The 17,711-nt window shown below is 47.7% G+C and carries 15 protein-coding genes; 7 read left to right on the forward strand and 8 right to left on the reverse strand.

The features are described from left to right. Positions 1-235 precede the first annotated feature (235 nt). The gene (locus ACFS7Z_RS18770) at positions 236-1,021 is read right to left on the reverse strand and encodes a bestrophin-like domain (protein WP_377487827.1); all 786 of its coding nucleotides are present in this window, start codon (positions 1,019-1,021) and stop codon (positions 236-238) included. A 398-nt stretch (positions 1,022-1,419) separates the two neighbouring features. Between ACFS7Z_RS18770 and ACFS7Z_RS18775 the strand changes: the two genes are divergently transcribed. Further along, positions 1,420-2,883, forward strand: coding sequence for a M16 family metallopeptidase (locus ACFS7Z_RS18775; RefSeq protein ID WP_377487829.1), 1,464 nt, complete (start codon positions 1,420-1,422; stop codon positions 2,881-2,883). A gap of 12 nt (positions 2,884-2,895) precedes the next feature. Continuing rightward, positions 2,896-4,299 (forward strand): M16 family metallopeptidase, encoded by a 1,404-nt coding sequence (locus ACFS7Z_RS18780; protein ID WP_377487831.1) that lies wholly within the window; start codon positions 2,896-2,898, stop codon positions 4,297-4,299. 151 nt (positions 4,300-4,450) lie between these two features. On the opposite strand, the gene hpf is transcribed toward ACFS7Z_RS18780, so the two are convergent. Then, on the reverse strand, positions 4,451-4,756 hold the full coding sequence (hpf, locus tag ACFS7Z_RS18785) for a ribosome hibernation-promoting factor, HPF/YfiA family (protein WP_377487833.1): 306 nt from the start codon (positions 4,754-4,756) through the stop codon (positions 4,451-4,453). Positions 4,757-5,458: 702 nt separating this feature from the next. Between hpf and ACFS7Z_RS18790 the strand changes: the two genes are divergently transcribed. Continuing rightward, positions 5,459-5,773, forward strand: coding sequence for a hypothetical protein (locus tag ACFS7Z_RS18790; protein WP_377487835.1), 315 nt, complete (start codon positions 5,459-5,461; stop codon positions 5,771-5,773). A 158-nt stretch (positions 5,774-5,931) separates the two neighbouring features. Here ACFS7Z_RS18790 and ACFS7Z_RS18795 read toward each other — a convergent pair whose 3' ends face one another. From ACFS7Z_RS18795 to ACFS7Z_RS18805, 3 genes are all read right to left on the reverse strand, one after another. Next, positions 5,932-6,861: a glutaminase gene (locus ACFS7Z_RS18795; RefSeq protein WP_377487837.1), complete on the reverse strand. Its 930-nt coding sequence runs from the start codon at positions 6,859-6,861 to the stop codon at positions 5,932-5,934. A 221-nt stretch (positions 6,862-7,082) separates the two neighbouring features. Next, entirely contained in the window at positions 7,083-8,438 is a 1,356-nt protein-coding gene (locus ACFS7Z_RS18800) for a hypothetical protein (RefSeq protein ID WP_377487839.1), read from the reverse strand. A 328-nt stretch (positions 8,439-8,766) separates the two neighbouring features. Continuing rightward, the gene (locus ACFS7Z_RS18805) at positions 8,767-9,660 is read right to left on the reverse strand and encodes a DUF2167 domain-containing protein (protein ID WP_377487841.1); all 894 of its coding nucleotides are present in this window, start codon (positions 9,658-9,660) and stop codon (positions 8,767-8,769) included. Between the two features lie 141 nt (positions 9,661-9,801). On the opposite strand from ACFS7Z_RS18805, the gene ACFS7Z_RS18810 reads away from it, so the two are divergent. Further along, positions 9,802-10,215 carry a hypothetical protein gene (locus tag ACFS7Z_RS18810; protein WP_377487843.1) on the forward strand — a complete coding sequence of 138 codons (414 nt, stop codon included), beginning with the start codon at positions 9,802-9,804 and terminating at the stop codon, positions 10,213-10,215. 191 nt (positions 10,216-10,406) lie between these two features. Here the strand turns inward: ACFS7Z_RS18810 and ACFS7Z_RS18815 are convergent, their stop codons facing one another. Continuing rightward, positions 10,407-10,946, reverse strand: coding sequence for a hypothetical protein (locus ACFS7Z_RS18815; RefSeq protein ID WP_377487845.1), 540 nt, complete (start codon positions 10,944-10,946; stop codon positions 10,407-10,409). 545 nt (positions 10,947-11,491) lie between these two features. Beyond that, positions 11,492-11,728, reverse strand: coding sequence for a hypothetical protein (locus ACFS7Z_RS18820; protein WP_377487847.1), 237 nt, complete (start codon positions 11,726-11,728; stop codon positions 11,492-11,494). Positions 11,729-12,744: 1,016 nt separating this feature from the next. On the opposite strand from ACFS7Z_RS18820, the gene ACFS7Z_RS18825 reads away from it, so the two are divergent. The 3 genes from ACFS7Z_RS18825 to ACFS7Z_RS18835 are packed head-to-tail and all read left to right on the forward strand — an operon-like array spanning position 12,745 to position 16,575. Next, a complete protein-coding gene (locus tag ACFS7Z_RS18825) occupies positions 12,745-13,926 on the forward strand; it encodes a hypothetical protein (protein WP_377487849.1) in 1,182 nt (393 codons plus the stop codon). 2 nt (positions 13,927-13,928) lie between these two features. Further along, complete coding sequence (locus ACFS7Z_RS18830; protein ID WP_377487851.1) at positions 13,929-15,926, forward strand: OmpA family protein; 1,998 nt, start codon at positions 13,929-13,931, stop codon at positions 15,924-15,926. Between the two features lie 28 nt (positions 15,927-15,954). Next, a complete protein-coding gene (locus ACFS7Z_RS18835; RefSeq protein WP_377487853.1) occupies positions 15,955-16,575 on the forward strand; it encodes a PDC sensor domain-containing protein in 621 nt (206 codons plus the stop codon). 165 nt (positions 16,576-16,740) lie between these two features. Here the strand turns inward: ACFS7Z_RS18835 and ACFS7Z_RS18840 are convergent, their stop codons facing one another. Further along, entirely contained in the window at positions 16,741-17,688 is a 948-nt protein-coding gene (locus ACFS7Z_RS18840; RefSeq protein ID WP_377487855.1) for a PorP/SprF family type IX secretion system membrane protein, read from the reverse strand. Positions 17,689-17,711: the final 23 nt, after the last annotated feature.

Raw genomic sequence — 17,711 nt, forward strand, 5'->3', positions numbered from 1 at the left:
AGGTATAATACTCCAGGACGAGGCCCCTCAGCCTGGAGAGCACAGAGTAGCACAATAAAACAGTAGGTTTGATGTCGCTGTCTAAACTGTTGCTACGCCAGCTTAGACAGAAAAATGTTATCACTCCTATGTACAGCTGCGTAGGCGCAAGCAAAAAGCGCGTACAGGCATCAGTTACAAACGCATACTGCGTTCCTGATTATCAGCAGCAATTGGATTTATATATCTCCGCCTTTCAGTCGCCCTTTAGCTGAAACATGATATTCTGATTTACCTTGATGATGCCTCTTTTGGGCCTGTCGAGGTCGATGATGATAAAGACCACCAGGCAGATCAGGAACGTCATCATCATGGCCGGGATAAAGGTTCTCTTTCTTCCCAGGCCGCTGCCGTAGCCCATCAAGGCCCCGGACATAATGAAGACTATAAATAAAAGAAACAAAATAACCTCCGGCACATGCAGCTGGAGCATGGCGTTGCGCTCCCCCTGCGCATCAATCATGTTGTTCAGCGAGGTGATAAAAAAGCCTGTGGTTACGGGCCGCGGGTCAATACGCGCCGCCTTTACCGCGTTTATCCAGATGTCGCCCTGAAGTTTCTTTGTCTCATCATCCAGGTGCGGTTTCTCCATAACTGAGGCATCGTTTGAGTTGCTCACACCCAGGCGCAGGTTAATATAGCGCTGGAGCAAGGCATGGGTCACGGTATCGTAGGGCTGCGGCAGGAGCTGGGTTCTGAGCAAGGTAGTGCCGATGGCATTTGCCTCGTGTATAACGGCCTGGCTCCTGTTGTTGTAGCGCTGCAGCGCCATGTTAAAGGTAAAGCCAAGTATAAGTGCCAGCAAACCCAGAGTGCCCGCCTGTATGGTGTTTGTCTGCGTTTTTACATCTGTATCCGTCTTGCTCTGGTAGTAGTGGCCCAACCGGTAGCCTGCCTCATGCGCCAGCAGGATCAGGAAAAACAGGATAGTGACAATGACGATACTGTTCTGGTTATACATGATTTCTTTCGGTGTATCCATGTTACATCATCCAGGCAAGATGTAATCTGTCACAGCTGTACCAGTTGCGGCTAAGCTGTATACGGATAATCCTACTGGGTGTAGCAGGTATGGGGAAATGCGCCTGGGGTAGTGCCGGCGGTCCTGCCTGCCATACCCGCCTTTTATGAGTTTTCATACCCGCGCAGGTAAAAACACTGTCCCCTTCGTGCTCCAGGTAAATAACCTGAGGCAGGAAAACCTTGTGTCCGGGGAGTAGCCTCGCAGGGGTAGGAGTGGGTGCAGTTTAAAATCGTGAATATATTACGACTTATACTATTTGAATTAATTCTATGGTGAAACTTATATCATTCCGGGTTTGTGCCGTATAAGGCTGTGTATCAGTAAGAATCAAAGTCCTAACCTTAATCGAGTTATTTATGGAAATAAACACGCTTCACTTGAAAGCCCTCAGGTACTCCCTGTTGTCGCTGGTGCTGGGGGTGGCGCTGGCTTCCTGTAGCCAGAAAACGGCCCCAACAGTATCAGGCGATGCTACAGCCACTGCTGGAACAGTGACAGAAAAGGAAGTTACTGATTCAGAATTGCCTGCTGTTCCTGTATTTGAAGTTCCTGTAGAATATTACAAACTGGACAATGGGTTGAAAGTAGTGCTGTCGCCTGACGAGACTGCCCCTGTTGCCACGGTGGCTGTGTACTATAACATTGGCTTCCGGGTAGAGCCAAAAGACCGCACCGGTTTTGCGCACCTGTTCGAGCACATGATGTTCCAGGGGTCAGATAACCTGGGCAAGATGGAGTTTATCCAGCTTGTGCAGAAAAACGGCGGCGTATTGAATGGCAGCACCCGGTTCGACTTCACCAACTATTTTGAAACTGTGCCAGCCCATAAACTGGAGACTGTGCTCTGGGCAGAAGCAGACCGGATGAGGGGCCTCAACATTACGCAGGAGAACCTGACAAACCAGCAGGGGGTGGTAAAGAACGAGGTGAAGGTAAACGTGCTGAATCAACCGTACGGTGGCTTTCCTTGGCTGGACATGCCCCAGTATGCGAACAAGAACTGGTATAACGCCCACAACTTCTACGGCGACCTGGAGGACCTGGACGCCGCCAACCTGGAGGACGTGAAGTCGTTCTTCGACACCTATTACGCTCCGAATAACGCTGTGGTGGTAGTGGTAGGCGATTTTGAAATAGAAGAGGCAAAGGAATGGATTCAGCAGTATTTTGGAGACATTAAGTCTTCTGAGGTGCCCCCTATACCTGATCTGAAGGAGCCACGGCAGGAAAAAGAGCAGCGCTTTACAAAAGACGACAAACTGGCAAACCGCCCTGCCCTGGCTTTTGCCTATCATATGCCGGAAAAGAACACGCCGGAATATTATGCCATGGGCCTGCTGGACCAGATCCTGCTGCAGGGCAACGACAGCCGCCTGTACCAGGCGCTGGTGCAGGAGCGGGGTTATGCGGGCTCTGTGGATGGCGGCATTAATGCCTTCCTGGGGAACATGTTCAACTACAACGGGCCTATGCTGTGGATGGGCAGCCTGATACACGATAAAAGCGTGTCAGCAGACTCTATTGTGAGCGTGCTGGACCAGGAAATACAGCAGCTGCAGGAGAATGGCATCAGCCAGGAACTGCTGGACCGGGCCATCGTGAAAATGCGCTCCTCGCTCTACGACCAGATGAGCGGCGGTTTCGGGAAAGCGGATCTGCTGGCGAGCTTTGCCCTGTTCGATGACAACCCGGAACGCATAAACGAACTGGAGGAAGAGTTCAGGAAAATAACGCCGGAGATCATGCAGCGCACCCTGCAGGAGTACCTGCGCCCTACAAACCGAACCGTGTTAGTTGTTAACCCACAGGCACAGATATAAAGACATCAGACTATGAATAAACTACTTTCTTTCGCAATAGCTGTGCTGGTGGCATGCAGTACCATTCCTGCCACAGCACAAAAACAGACACCGCCGGAGGGAGGAACTCCACGCAATTTTACCCTGCCGGAAAAGCAGGAGTTCACCTTGCCCAATGGCGTATCGGCTACGCTGGTGCCTTACGGCAAAATACCCAAAGTAACGGTAAGTATGGTGGTAGAGGCGGGCAACGTACACGAAGGCCCGAACCAGAACGGCCTGGCTGATATTGTTGGGAAGCTGATGGAAGAAGGCACCGCCACCCGCAACGGAAAGCAGATTGCCGAAGAGGTTGCCAGGATGGGAGGTGCCCTGAACATCAGCATCGGTCCGAACCAGACCATACTGTATGGCGATGCGCTTTCTGAGTATGGCCCGGAGCTGGTGCGGCTGATGGCAGACATACTGCAGCAGCCTGCTTTCCCGGAGTCGGAGCTGGAGCGCATTAAAAATGACTTTAAGCGGCAGATGAACCTGGCACGGGCGCAGCCGGGGACGCAGGCACAAAGCAAGTACAGGGGCGCGCTGTATCCCAATCATCCATACGGCCGCGACCTGCCCACTGACAAGGAGATCGATGCCTTTACCCTGGAGCAGGTCCGTGATTTCTATCAAAAGCAGTTTGGAGCGGCTCGCACTGATGTGTATGTGGCTGGCCAGTTTGATACTGGTGCCCTGAAGGAAGCCATTACTTCTTCGCTCAGCCAGATGGAAAGAGGGCCGGCACCAGAGATACCTGTTGCGGAGCCGGTTACAAAATCAGATATGATCGTAATCGACCGCCCCGGTGCGCCACAATCCACAATCGTGATGGGCTTGCCGGTTGTGGACCCTTCGCACCCGGATTATATGGCCCTCCGCATTACCAACTCCCTGCTGGGCGGCTCTTTTGGCTCGCGCATTACCCGCAACATCCGGGAAGATAAAGGATATACCTATTCGCCCAGAAGTGTTGTGTCGGAGCGTTACAAGGTAGGAGACTGGGCGCAGATAGCCGATGTGACAACTGAGCACACCGGCAATTCCCTGAAGGAGATTGTGTACGAAATAGACAGGCTGCGCACGGAGCCACCGTCAGAAGAAGAACTGCAGGGCATTAAGAACTATGAGGCAGGCCTGTTTGTGCTGCGCAACTCCACACCAGGCGGCATTATAAGCCAGCTTAACTTCCTGGACCTGCATAAACTGCCCGATTCCTTCCTGACAAACCAGGTGGAGCGTATCCATGCCGTTACTCCGCAGCAGGTGCAGGAAACCGCTGAAAAGTACATCCGGCCAAACGACATGACCCTGGTGGTGGTAGGTGATAAAAAGCAGATTGACAAGCAACTGCAAAAGTTTCAGCAGGACCTGAAGAAGAAGCCGGCGGCACAGTAGCCTTTCTTTGTTGAAGTAGCTGAACCGTTCTGTTGCCACTGCGGGTACTTCTACCCGCATCAGTACAGGCTAAAATGTAAACGTCCCGCTGCCGGCGCAGGTTAGTTCCTGGCCAGCAGCGGGACGCTTTCATTAAAATATTCTTATCAGGTTAGCGCTTTTCGAGTTGTTTTTTTAGCTTCTCTTCCACGCTTTTCAGTAACTCATACCAGTTGTCACCTCTATCTTCCGCAAAAACATCATTGCCGGGTACACCCACACGCATGCTTACTTTTCGGGTGTCAGTCGCATGGTTTGTTTCTTCCTTAAGGTAAACATCCACTGAGTCTATTCTGGTGCCGTTGCGCTTTAGCTTGGAAATAGAATTGCGGATATGCTGTTGCACATCATCTGATATTGAAATGTCTACTGCCTGTACATCTACCTTGATGCCTTCAAAATTCTCTGTATAATTCATAAGTTCGTTTATTTGTTTGAGTTAACGGAGGGTGTAAAGCTTTACACGGCCTCTTTATGCTTACAGCTTTATTAAACGGGGAGAACCCGTTGAAGTTAGACACATTTGCTGGTGCGGGCTTGCAAAATGCGCCGCTTCTGCTGCAAAAGAAGGCTACAGCGCTAAGACAGTAGTTGCACGTGCGGGTTTGTGGCTGGTACTGTTGGTGTTGCCAGCGGGACAGCTAGAAAGAAAAGGTAAAGGTATGAACCAACAGTGCCATACTTGCTGCTGACGGTTGCTTCGAAATTTTAGAACAAGGGGAGTAGCAAGCTTCCTTCAGGCTTAGTGCAGGATTAAAGTTTGCCGTTGTTGGTGTTTTCACCAACAACGAAACGCTACAGCCTTTGCGAAAACGGCGCAAAAAAGCACTTGAAAAGAAAACTCTTACACGAAGGGGAGAGCTACAAGTATATTACGAAAAGAGTAAGATATATTGGATAATGTAACTTTATAAATTAGGGTGCTACTATGATTTATTAACAGTTTATATAATTTAAACAAGCATTGTTGTGCTATAAGCAACAAATTGAAATGTGTAAATTGTTTATTTTAAATATATAGATTTGTTTATGTAAAATGACTAGTTTTGACATTATTTTATAACCAACAAAATTTACAAGGTAGCAAATGAATAAACTCTTCCAAATATTAACGCTATGTGTGATTTCTATATCATTCAGCAGTTGTGACAAGTGTGACGGGGAACAGCCACGTGCCAGGATAATAAACAATGGCACGAAAGAGGCAAGCGTACAGATAAAAACAACTGGAGGCAACACAGAGAACCTCAATAATGTGCCTGCAGGAGCAACTTCAGATTTTAGAAATTATGCCGCTGGTGCAATAACCTTTACTATCGCAGTAGACAAAGCTGTACGTGAGGAGGTTGTTCAGATGAGTGAGTGCTATGAGTATGATATTACTGTTGACACCAACAACAATATAACCACTACTCCGAGAGATAGAAACGACTAGCCACTCTTTTAGAGTAAGTGTGTGCCCGGTAAATGCAAGTCAAAAGGGGTGGTGGTGCAGAAATTAGCACTATCACCCTTTTTATGGATTATATTGAAAGTTATAAGCAGCAGGATCCCGCCAGCGAAAGGCTACAGGAGGCCTGAAAGCATGCATTACTAAAAAATGGAATAACCTGTGAGCGTCGTCAGTCTTTCCAGGGAGGCCATGCCCCGTTCTGAATTGCCTTTGGGGTTTAGCGGCGGGCTCCAGACGGCTACAGCATAATGCCCCGGGTGCACGGCCACAATACCGCCGCCAACGCCGCTTTTGCCAGGTAAGCCTACTTCAAAACTGAACTCGCCTGCTTCATCGTAAAAGCCGCAGGTGAGCATGAGCGCATTAATGCGTTTTACCTGCTGCCCAGTCAGGAACTGCCGGTCCGAACCCAATAACTGGCCCTGGTTGGCAAACACGATAAAGGCCTGCGGCAGCTCTCTGCAGGACATGGTGATAGAGCATTGGTGAAAGTAAAAGTCCAACACGTCTTCCACATCGTTCTTCATGTTTCCGAACGACTTCAGGTAATTGGCCATGGCAAAGTTCCGGTAGCCTTCCGACTTCTCAGAGGCAGCCACAGTCTCGTTGTAGGTGATGGTGTCGTTGCCGGTTAGCTCGTGCAGGAACGTGAGAAAGGCCGCCTTAGGGTCGCTGAAATAAGACACCAGTACATCGGCCACCACCAGTGCCCCGGCATTGATGAACGGATTTCGGGGGATACCGAAATTGTCTTCCAGCAGCGACAGTGAATTAAACTTGGCGCCCGATGGCTCTACCCCAACCCGCTTCCACAGTGTATTGCCTATCATTTTCATAGCCAGCGCCAGGGAGAATACCTTCGAAATACTCTGGATGGAAAAGCACTCGTCACTGTCGCCGAAGCAAAAGCTTTCGCCCTCCAGGTTATAGAGGTGCATTCCGAATTTGTCTGCCGGCACCTTGGCCAGTTCAGGTACATAGGACGCTACCCTTCCGGTTACTTTTGTGCCGGAGAGTTCCTGCTGAATCTGGTTCAGTATCTTCTGATAATCAGTTACGTCTATTTTCATTCCTAATCGAGAGCTGGCTTTTCTGCCTCGAAGCTCCAGGCATTTTTACTCCTGTCAACGAAGTAGTGTTTTGGTTGAAATAGAAGGTGTAAGGTACTGAAGTAGTAACAGGTTGTCTAATACTTCCTGCTAGTGCGAACTTAATGTTTTATATCAAGAGGTGAAGCTGTCTAGAAGTTATAGGCACGAGTTGTAAAACCTCTCTAGTGCAGACAAACTAATCATTTTAATTTCAAGAAATAGGCAAAAGTATTTTCATACTGTTTTCTCCTTCGATCTCTTACCTTATCAGATAGTTGAAGTAAAGCTTCTGAAAATAACGGACTAGTACCTCCTAACAGGGCGATTAAATTAGGTGATAAACCTTGTATAGTTCCCAAATGGCTAGTAGCAGCTCCAACGGAAAAAGTAATAGCTCCTTTTACTATTTTCTGTAAAGTGTCTGCTTGTGCTCTTTGATATTTTTTTAAATCTGGAATAATTTTGCTATGCATGAACTTATCGACCTCTCTATCAAATGATAATCCATAATCAGATTTTATAATCTCATTTAAGTCATTAATGAACGATTTTCTTAATCTATACAGGTTAAGTAAACATCTCTCTTTATATGATACGATTTCTGGGATAGTCAAATTTCTCAAAACGCTATCAGAGATGTGTATGTCTGAGGCTTGAATTGATATCTGGCTTAAGTTAAACAAAGGAATGTTGTATGATTTCTGCCACTCTGCATTTACACCTTCTTCTTTATTCTTTTTTGATTTTTCGACTTTGTAATTAAAGAAATTATATATGTGCTGATCAAGAAATATTGGTACAAGATCATGTTCTCCACAAAGAGCCAACTTTTTATTGACTCTCGCTATAATAGAGTAGAACTGTCTGTTATAATCATATAATCTATTATTTTCTTTAGGAAACAAGTCAATGTATTTAGTACCTGGAAATATATTGACACCATACATTTTTGGGAATGAAGGGCTTGGAATGAACATCTTATTATCTTCCCTTTTCTTTTTAACTAATAAAGGTGCTAAAAAAGAAGCTGCACGCTTATCAATAGCATCATTATCATAGGCTATTTTTAAAGCAATGCTATTGCGCATGTAAAAGTCTGAGTTCTTATAGTCTAAAACTTTTAATAAGTCTCTTTTAAGCGCTAATTCAAATTTATTTAATAAGGCATCCTCATCCTTTGAATACGCCTTATCATTGAATAGGGGCAAGATGTCGGACATAACGACAGCTTGATAAGCTCCTACACGTGTATTCTCTGAGCCTCCGTAGGAATGAATTGTAGCTACTCTTAATTTATCTTCAGAAACTTCAGGTGATGGTACATTTGCGTAATGATGTAACATATCAAAGCCATTCATACTATAGATTGCAACACCATTCTTGTCAGGATAGTATGAATAACAAATTGATCCCTTCTCTAAGAAGAATAAATTATCACTAGGTGGTGTGAAATACACTTCATCAAAGATCAATAACAGTCGTTTGAGTTGAACTTCTGTTATAGGTTGGTGATGAATTACTAGACCCTTTATTCCTTTATCTAAATCAATTATCATAGCTGCTTTCTATATCATCATAAATATAGAAAAATAGGAAGCAAGTGTTTTACTAGAGCTGTATCATGAAAATAAAAGTGTTCAGCGTGTCTCATGCCTTTCAACTAATTACCATTGACTGACCTGTTCATAAATATAGTGTATGTTACTAAGCGAATCCCTAACTGGTGCAAGCTTGCAGCTCGAACCTTCACTCATACAAGAGGTAAAGCTGCGAAGTCAGAAAGTTCGTGCTAGCGGTTCAAAAGCACTAGCAGAAGTGCTTAAAAGCAGCAAAGCCACCCTCAGGCGAAGGTGGCTTTAACTACTTTTATTGACAACACTATTTTTATGCAACAGGAATCTCTTCTGCTGGTGCAGCTTCTTTTCTGCGCTTCAGGAATTTCATAACGGCCGAGCCTCCCGCTACCACAAATAGCGCTATTACTTTCCAGAACTTCAGCAGCAGCGCGAAGAAGCCTACTTTGGCTAACATCTTTCCTGCTACCAGTCCGCCAATGGTCCAGGCGGCTACTTCGTCCACTTTTGGGTCAAAGTCGAAGTAACTGTGGCCGTTTTCAAACGCTACGTTGCTCGTTACAGTGGCAATGCTTTTCTGTACTTCGGGCAGGTTGTTCATACCGGCAATGGCATTCAGCACCAGCACGCCTTTGCGCCCCAGCACCCGCACATTGTAATTTAGCGTGTTCTCGTCTGCTTCCCCGAACCTGATTTCTTTTGCCCAGTGCAGGATCTTGTTTTCGTTGTCGTAGTAAGGGGTGGAGGCCCAGCCTATCAGTTGGATGGGGTCGTATCCTTCGGCCGTACGCGCTGTGTTTTCTTCCAGTGTTTCTTCCTGCATCGTCTTCAGCAGGTCGGCATAGTCAATGTCGTTGGCGTCATCGTCTTTCACATACCCGATTTCATCAAACTCTACGTTAAAAACCCAGCTGTTCGAGTCGAGTACCCCATACTGCTCCGGCACCAGCATCCCCAGCGTCGTTTCCGTTTTCGGGTTGCCCCACAGCTCTGTCAGCACATATTCTGCCTGCTCTGCATCCAGAAACTTGAAGCCTGGTGGTACTGTAATGGTGGCAAGTCCGTCTTTTAAGCTGATGGTGCCGGTTTGGTACTGTAGCGAGTTTTCAATCTGCTGTATCTCCAGTTTCATGGAGTCAACTTCCTGGGCATAAGAAGCCACGCTGGCTAGCACCAGGAACAATAAAGTATAAATTTGTTTCATGAAAAATGGGGGATATTAAAAGGTTTAAGTGAACATTCAAATATAAAAATATAATGTTATCTCACATAAAATTTCCTTCGGAAATAGCCTAAAAATACAATTCTTCGTAAGTGGCATAGGCTTAAGAGGCATACAGGTTAAATGGAAGAGCAGGAAACGTTAAAAAAAGTATTCGGGAATGTGTTTTTCACCGCCAGCAGAACAGATGGCAACGCCTTTCTGTATGCGCAGTGGTTTGGGGTGCAGTCTGTGGAGACGGTGAAGGAGGGAGGCTATAAACTGCTGGATATGATGGAGGAGCAGTCTTGCCCGAAACTGCTCAACAGTAACAAAGAAGTCATTGGCTCCTGGGATATGGCACTGGAATGGGCCGAAACTGAATGGGCGCCCCGGATGAGAGCGGCGGGCTTAAGGTACCTGGCGCAGGTGGTGCCCTCCAGCATCTATGCTACGCTTACTATCGAAACCCTTATACAGCACATAGACCATACATTTGAGATAAGAACCTTTGAAGAAGATGCGGACGCAGAAGCCTGGCTCCTGTCACTGGGATAGGTAAAACATTTTTCTCTTTAAGTCAGCCTTTATACCCAGATTATACTGAATCAGGAATCAGCAGGACTCGTGCTCTTCTAATTTAATTTCCAGAATCAGGGCTTGCTGTAAATATGATAAGCAGAAGCACTTAAGTCCTTATTTCTAATTCTTCATTTTTGATTTTTAATTTGGCGCAACACTCGTCTCTGCTACTCAGCAGATCCCGGGAGGTGGATCTGTACACCGAAGCGCAGGCCCAGGCGGCCATTGCGGGGACCAGCATTATACTTCTCATTTTCGTAGAAGAGTCTTGCTTCCGCGCCAACCTGTTCTGTCAGGAAATAAACCACGCCCAGGCCCGCCCCAACAGAGTTGCTGGTATAGTTGTGCGAGATGTCTTCTACAGCATCCATGTTTTTGTCATTACGATAGCTCACTGCGCCGTTTACTTGTGCAAAGTACCGCGTCCGGGCAGTCGGTGGCCCGAAGTAGTACCGCACAAACGGCTGTAGGCCTACTGCCATATAGCGGAAAGGGTCATACCGGGCATAATATAACTCCACACCACCACCTACGGCTACATCGTCGGCAATGAAGTAACCTGCATTGGGCACCAGGTAAATATCTATACCTTCATCAAGCAGAACAAATCCACTGCCGCCAAGCATTTTTGTTCCCTTTTGGGTTTGAGCATTAGAGGCAAAGGCCACAGCAAGTGAAAATAAGAGTACAAGAAAAGCTGTTTTCATGGTGCTTGAATAAGTTTAAACAGGAAGGAATTTATGTGACAATATAAAGAATAACAGGAGCTGTTGTACCCGTGCGGTGCTTCCTGGTGGAAAGTTTTATTTAAAAAAGCCTCAGCCTGCAGGCTCAGTTCAGGTAGCTGTCTTATGAATACAGGAAGTATGGGTTAAATTGAAGAGCAGACAGTAGAAAAGTATTCGGGATATACGCTTTAACGACAGGCAGAAAGATAAGCTTTTAAACCAGGAGGTTCGAAGAAGATGCAGACGCCTGGCTGTTTACCGTAGACATAAGACTTTGCCCTGCAACCATGAAAGGTAAGAACCAGCTATCCATCTCAGCAGGAGGGGAAATTCTGCTAAGAGCCATTCCTGCACCCGCTGCCAGGAGTGTGTAGTTGAATGTATGCTCTAATCTGAACAGGTCTATCAAATAAGCAATTAAAAGAAAGACCCTGCATTGCTGATAGGCGGAGCCTGCCTTTTAGCAATGCAGGGCCTGCGCCCTTTGCCTAACAGTAGGCTAGCGCAGGGGAATAAGGAATATACTAAGCTACGTGTAGTTTATCAGTTGCCTCAGCTACTTCTGCTAATGCCTGCTTCTCGTAAGCTGCTTTATACTTCTCGTGTAGCTTTTTGTAAGAGCTGGCCGCGTGGTTGATGTACTCTTTGCCATCTGCATCGGCTTTGTTGGCTGCTGTCAAAAGTTTTTCATAGCACTTCTGAAGGGCGTTTATCACCATTTCTGATTCAATGTCGCTGGTGGAATAGTTGTATACTCTCATGGGGCTAAAATTATAAAGGTTGGTTACATTATCTGTTATCAGGCTAGGCGCAACAGGCATCCGCGATTAAGTAATATTCTTTGTGACACCTTCCTGATCTGTCACGCAAACTTCCATAGATGCTGTTAGTATAAAATTATTTAGTTATATGTATGGCTTTTGCTTTTTTTGATTTGCATTCTAACATGTGGTGTTGCTGTTATAGCGCCATAGTTCCCTGTACTTTAATATATAGGTTTTAATATATGTAAATATAAAAACTAATATGTAAAAACAAAGAAATGTATATTAGAAAGGTATCTGTTTATGGAAGTGCAAAATAAGCTAGCCTGTCGGGTTGGTGAAAGCTTCCTCACCCATTGGATTCATACAAAGCAGCCTTTCTCTCCCTGCACTTTATACCTGCTGTTATCGGTTACCCTATGGTAAAAAAGCACGTATACAAATAGGTCTATTTATAGCCGGGCAGCGTACTTCGCTGTTGTTTCTATTCTCTCTTCCACTGACGCAAAACACCAGCGTAACGTCACGGGTATTACAGGAATTACCTGGTAATCAATTCATCAGGTTCCTGTATTGGCTACTCATTCTGGCGGAAATCCATTAGCTGCATGATGCACCCTCATGCTCCCTCTAATTTATGAGACGCTCCATACTATAACATGAGTGCCTTTATAAAACCTGTACTGGAAGCGAAGTGCAGGATCATGGTTTACGAGCTGCGGTTTCCTTTCCACAAAAGGATTTATTGATGGCAGCGCTGCCAGAAGGTAAAGTAAAATTCCATGTTTTAAGATTTGGGAACAGGAACATGATTTGTACAGGACCAAGGGGAACGGTTGAAACAGTCTATCTGAATATAGCTTTTATTAAAACATTGTTCTAAAAGCCTTGTTCCTCTAAGGTAGAGTTATTCTATATAGCCTTACAAGATGCCAGTGAGCATCTTCGCTCACCTGACCAGAGCCATTTGTAGCACCATGCTACGCTATTTGTTACACTAAAAAACTAACCAAATGAAAACATTCTACCTATTGTTCATTTTACTGTTGTCCGGTTACCCGCTGCTTGCCCAGTACGAGACAGTGGTCTTTAACTACGACAGAACCTATTTTAATGAAGGCCAGCCGCTGCCTGCCGAAAGCAATATACTACTCACCGGGGAGGCCGGAAGAAATGTGGGTCTGGTGGAAGTCCTTATCTATGGCTCCGCTGATACAAACAAAGAACCGCTCTATAAGAACGCTTGGAAGAAACGCCCCTCCAGCACCGAAACCATGTTTACACTGCCCATTAATTATCCCTTGCGCGGAAACGAGAAGTATACCCTGGTGCTGAACTATTACACGCCCGCCTCGGCCCTGCAACAACAGCAACTCCTGAGGCAGCTCAATTCCGCCCTGAATTCCTATATCGATCAGTCGTTTGTGGTGAGCCGAAGCAGCGTAGAACTACGCAAGCACCCCAAAAACCTGCGCAGTGACATGAACGCGATTGTAAACCAGGGATTGGGACTCTACCGGAACCAGATAAACTATGACTTCAGGGGCTTCTCTGACATTGTGCTGGACAAGCTGGAGCAGATAAACGAACTGCGGCTAAAGAAAGCCCGGCTAAATATCCTGTCAAGAGAAGGAGACGATAAGCGGACGCTCCGCTTGAAGTATGCGCAGGAGCAGATAGAGGCCCTGAAGGTGATGGTGAACCAGGAAGTAGCGCAGTATGCCAACGCCCAGCTGCTGGTGCTGACAGACAGTAAAAAAATAACAGACTACGCTACCGAGAAAACCAGGAACGTGATAGCACTTAACGCGGGCTACGGCGGGGTATACTACTCCGGCGATTTCGATAACTTCTCTTCGGCTACCGCGCCCTATGCCGGCATTTCCATTCCGTTTGGCCGGGCACCATTTACTTCTGCTTTCTGGGCCAGAACCAGCATCTCGGCCGGTGTTTTTTTAACGAACCTGGAGTTCGGCGACGATAATGTAGCCACAGGTCCAGTGGTGAGGCGCCCTGTGTATGTGGGCCTTGGTTACAGGGCACTTCCTTTTGTCCGCATTAATGCGGGAGCTACCGTGCTGCAAAGCGACCAGGGGTCCAACACCATCTCCGACTTTAACGTGGACCGGGTGTATGTCAGGCCGTTTGTGGGCCTGAGCCTGGAGCTTAATGTTTGGGCCGATTTAAGCCGCTAGCCATGAAAAAGTTTCTAACTCTATGCATGCTCCTGGTCAGTTGCCAGGTGGCATTTGCGCAGCACGACCTGTATAACTGGAAGTTGAGCGGCTATACTGGCTTTGCCAGGTACCTGAACGACAACAATAGCTCCTCCGACTATTTTACCACAGACAACGGCCAGCTTTACCGGCTGGAGCTAACCCGCCATATCGGGAACAGCTTCGGGCTATCGGCGAGCTATTCCTTCGGGGAAGTAAGCGGAAATGATCTGCAGCAGAACCCATTTACCACAGACGTGCGCCTGTCGGCGCTGCGGGCCTATTTCTATACCGACAACGGCTGGCTGCTGAACTCATCTGCCTTGGTGGCACCTTATGTTTTTGCTGGTTACGGCCTTGGCATTCTCGAAACTTCCAGTGGAGCCATCACGAGAGAATCGCGTTATGTGCCCGCTATCCCCCTGGGGTTTGGCCTTAAATTCAGATTAGCGGAACGCTGGCAACTGGCGCTGCAAACAGAAGCGGTTTACCTGACAGATGCCCACCTGCAGGGGCCTGACCTGGAGCAGAACGAGTATAACAGTGCCTTTCTGCATACAGGTTTTACGCTTGGTTATAGTTTCGGCTTTAAGAAGTCCACTTTCAAGGCACCCCGTTTTTATGCAGATAATGTGGCTTTGCTTCAATCAGTGGAGGGGCCAAATCAGCCGAGGCAGAACGAGCTGGAAATGATGCTGCAGATACAGCCTAAGCCGGTGCAGGTTGTCATCGCACCAAATGAAACGGTGCCTACACCGACAGTGATTACAAAGAGAAATGTTGAATCGCCGGCCATGGCTCCCACAACTACCGGCACTACGCCGGATGCAGATACCAGTAGTGCCCTGGCACAGATAATGAGACACCGCTTAGTACCTATTGAGCCGGCCCAGGCTCAGGAAACTACTACAAGAGACCTGAAAACAATTTCCTCCGCCAGCACCATTATCCGTCTTGATTCAGTAGTGGGCAACACTACCATACAGCCTGCCCCTGCTGTGCGGGAAAGGGTGGAGGTAGCAGGGGAGCCGGCAGCGCAAACACAGCCTGCAGTGGCAACACAACAGCGGGTGCAAACGCAGGATTCTGTTATCACCACAACAACCATTACTACCACAGAAAGAGCTCCCATTACAACACAGGAAGCAGCCCCAGCCAGAGCACAGCAAAGGGCACCTGTCAGAACGCAGGAGGTTGCCCCAGTCAGAACAGAGAGAAGAACCCAGGAGAGCGTACAGGAAATTGCGCCTGCCCGGGCTTCGGAAACAGCACGCGTTGTCGAGCGGAATGTATACATACCTTCAGAGACCAGATCTGCCGCTGTGCGAACTGCGGATGCAGCGCAGCTTCGGGAGGAGCGGCTCCGGATAAATGCCGTGAATGCAGAGAACAGGAGGCTCCGGAGCAGGATAGATTCGCTACAGGCAGTGCCGCAAACGAGCGGAGACACCCTTGTGTCAGGACCAGCGGCGGCCGTAGACACCAGCATGGTGCAGTACCTGCAGCAGCAGGCCGCCCTCAACGACAGCATGTTGCAGCGCCTGAACCAGTACGAACAGGAACTGGCCCTGCTGAAGCAAGCGAATGCGGCCCCTGCTCCGGTTCTTGCCCCGGTGGTGGTGGCACCAGCGCCCGCACCCGCACCTGAAGAGGCGCCGAAAGGCTATACCACCTCTGTTTTCTATCCCATCAACGCCTACCGTGTTCCGGCCGAAAGCCTCCGGGACTTAAACCAGGTACTGAAAGCGCTGCAGGAAAACCCTGACATGAAAGTAAGGCTCACCGGCCATACTTCCCAGTCCGGAAATCCTGCTTACAACCTGGCGCTCAGTCGCAGGCGGGTAGAGGCGCTGGAGAGTTTCCTGACAGACCAGGGAATAGCGAAGCAACGTATCAGCACGCAGTATCTGGGCGATGAAAAATCTTCTAAAAAAGAAAACCCGTTAGATCGTAAAGTAGAGGTTCAGGTATTTGAATGAACCCGGAGAATCAAAAGAAAGACACAACATGCACAATGCTAACTACCATTCTGACGGGGCTCCCGAAAAGCCACACCGGAATACAGGAGACAGGTCAGGAGAAAATCGTTTTGTCGCAATGCTGAAAAAGCCTGTGGTGTACATTCCGCTCATTCTGCTGCTCGCTCTACTGGGGCTGTACCTGTACAAGGAGTCGCAACTGAATGATGTGAGGAAGCAGGCAGAACTGGAGCAGGCAGCTGTTCTTGAGCGGGCGAACAAGCGGATATCTGAAAACAACAACTACCTGCTTCAGGTACTGACGAAGCCTTTCTCCTGGGCATTAAGAACAGCGCTTTTGTCGGGCAACACAGAGCAGGTCGATCAGTACTTATTCCAATTTGTGCAGGAAGAGAAGTTTGCCCTGGTGCTTGTCGCAGATGAAAACGGCAATATCATCAGCTCCACCGATCAGAACTTTACAGGTGCGGCCTTCGCGGATCATTTCAAACCCGAATATCTCAAGGCCGATTCGACCATTGTGGATGATTCCAATCCGGAGCGGATGGTAGTCGTTTCTCCCATCATGGGCCTGAACTCCAAAGTCGGCACCCTGCTGGCCGTTTACCAGCCTGGCGAGCCACTGCAGCAGGAGAAGCCGGAAGAGTAGCATGTTTAAACCGCTAAGAAGGCGAAGGGTTTCGTAAGGTTCGCTAAGGGCGTATAGCGATCTTTAAAACCAGGGAACTGTACTTCTGTCTAAAAAGAAAACCTCCAAAGCTAAGAGCTTTGGAGGTTTCTGAATTTAAGTTTGTTTAGGTCTGCGCCTAACGGATTATTTTACGCGGTAGCCGATTGTTATTTCATGAGAACCGGAGCTGTGGTGCCTCATGCGGGAGACTGTTAGATCGTAAGAGTAGTTTAACTCGTACTGCTCCATGAACTGTCCACCTATAAGTCCTACCAGGGCGTCTTCGGTGCGGTACGACAGGCCTGCCCACACCAGGTCGTTCTGGCCTCTGCGCCTGTTGTTGAAATTGTAGATGCCTTTTACGTTGATGTCGGCCTGCAGGGGAGCAGGGTGTGCATACTTCAGCAAAACGGAAGGTACCACGGTGATGCTCCTGTCTATCTCAAAGTTATACCCACCAGACACAAACAGGTGACGGGTCAGGCGGCTGGGATCCTGTGAGTTTTCAAACTCGAAAATCTTGTTTCCCAGCACCTGGAACAACGACACCCCCACAAAGAACTCTTTTGAATGCAAGAAGGTACCCACACTCAGGTCAGGCATGAAAGAAGTAGAGCTGCCGACGTTGGTAACAGGATCCTGCTCATTCGACCCGTTTGCCAGCTGAATCTTGTTTTCATTGAAGGAGTACTGCTGCACCCCCGCAAACACGCCCGAAGACAAAAACATGGTTCTGTTTAGCGGCACATGGTACGCATAGGAAGCGAGTACTCCTGTGCGGCTTGTAGGGCCGGTAACATCTTTGTAGATGTAGCCGCCTGCACCATGGAAAGCCTGCGCTTTTTTCCTGCCCCTGTTCCTGTACTTAAAGAGCTGCGTCTCGCCACTCAGGTAGAAGGTAGAGGGCGCACCCTCAAACCCTACCCATTGGTTGCGGTAGCCAGCCTTAAAGTTAAGGTCTCTGCTATACCCGGCAACAGCCGGGTTTAGCAGGAAATAGTTTGACATGTACTGGCTGGACAAAGCTTTCTGCTGGGCAACTGCAGCTGAAGCGAACAGCAGAAAGAGGAAAATTATACTATACTTTTTCATAACGATTGGATAATATATGAATG

The organism is Pontibacter toksunensis (assembly GCF_042686245.1).
GTDB lineage: Bacteria > Bacteroidota > Bacteroidia > Cytophagales > Hymenobacteraceae > Pontibacter > Pontibacter toksunensis.

Coding starts and splice junctions, on each gene's coding strand:
- ACFS7Z_RS18770 (WP_377487827.1), bottom strand. CDS start 1,021: ATGGATACACCGAAAGAAATCATGTATAACCAGAACAGTATCGTCATT.
- ACFS7Z_RS18775 (WP_377487829.1), top strand. CDS start 1,420: ATGGAAATAAACACGCTTCACTTGAAAGCCCTCAGGTACTCCCTGTTG.
- ACFS7Z_RS18780 (WP_377487831.1), top strand. CDS start 2,896: ATGAATAAACTACTTTCTTTCGCAATAGCTGTGCTGGTGGCATGCAGT.
- hpf (WP_377487833.1), bottom strand. CDS start 4,756: ATGAATTATACAGAGAATTTTGAAGGCATCAAGGTAGATGTACAGGCA.
- ACFS7Z_RS18795 (WP_377487837.1), bottom strand. CDS start 6,861: ATGAAAATAGACGTAACTGATTATCAGAAGATACTGAACCAGATTCAG.
- ACFS7Z_RS18800 (WP_377487839.1), bottom strand. CDS start 8,438: ATGATAATTGATTTAGATAAAGGAATAAAGGGTCTAGTAATTCATCAC.
- ACFS7Z_RS18805 (WP_377487841.1), bottom strand. CDS start 9,660: ATGAAACAAATTTATACTTTATTGTTCCTGGTGCTAGCCAGCGTGGCT.
- ACFS7Z_RS18810 (WP_377487843.1), top strand. CDS start 9,802: ATGGAAGAGCAGGAAACGTTAAAAAAAGTATTCGGGAATGTGTTTTTC.
- ACFS7Z_RS18815 (WP_377487845.1), bottom strand. CDS start 10,946: ATGAAAACAGCTTTTCTTGTACTCTTATTTTCACTTGCTGTGGCCTTT.
- ACFS7Z_RS18820 (WP_377487847.1), bottom strand. CDS start 11,728: ATGAGAGTATACAACTATTCCACCAGCGACATTGAATCAGAAATGGTG.
- ACFS7Z_RS18825 (WP_377487849.1), top strand. CDS start 12,745: ATGAAAACATTCTACCTATTGTTCATTTTACTGTTGTCCGGTTACCCG.
- ACFS7Z_RS18830 (WP_377487851.1), top strand. CDS start 13,929: ATGAAAAAGTTTCTAACTCTATGCATGCTCCTGGTCAGTTGCCAGGTG.
- ACFS7Z_RS18835 (WP_377487853.1), top strand. CDS start 15,955: ATGCACAATGCTAACTACCATTCTGACGGGGCTCCCGAAAAGCCACAC.
- ACFS7Z_RS18840 (WP_377487855.1), bottom strand. CDS start 17,688: ATGAAAAAGTATAGTATAATTTTCCTCTTTCTGCTGTTCGCTTCAGCT.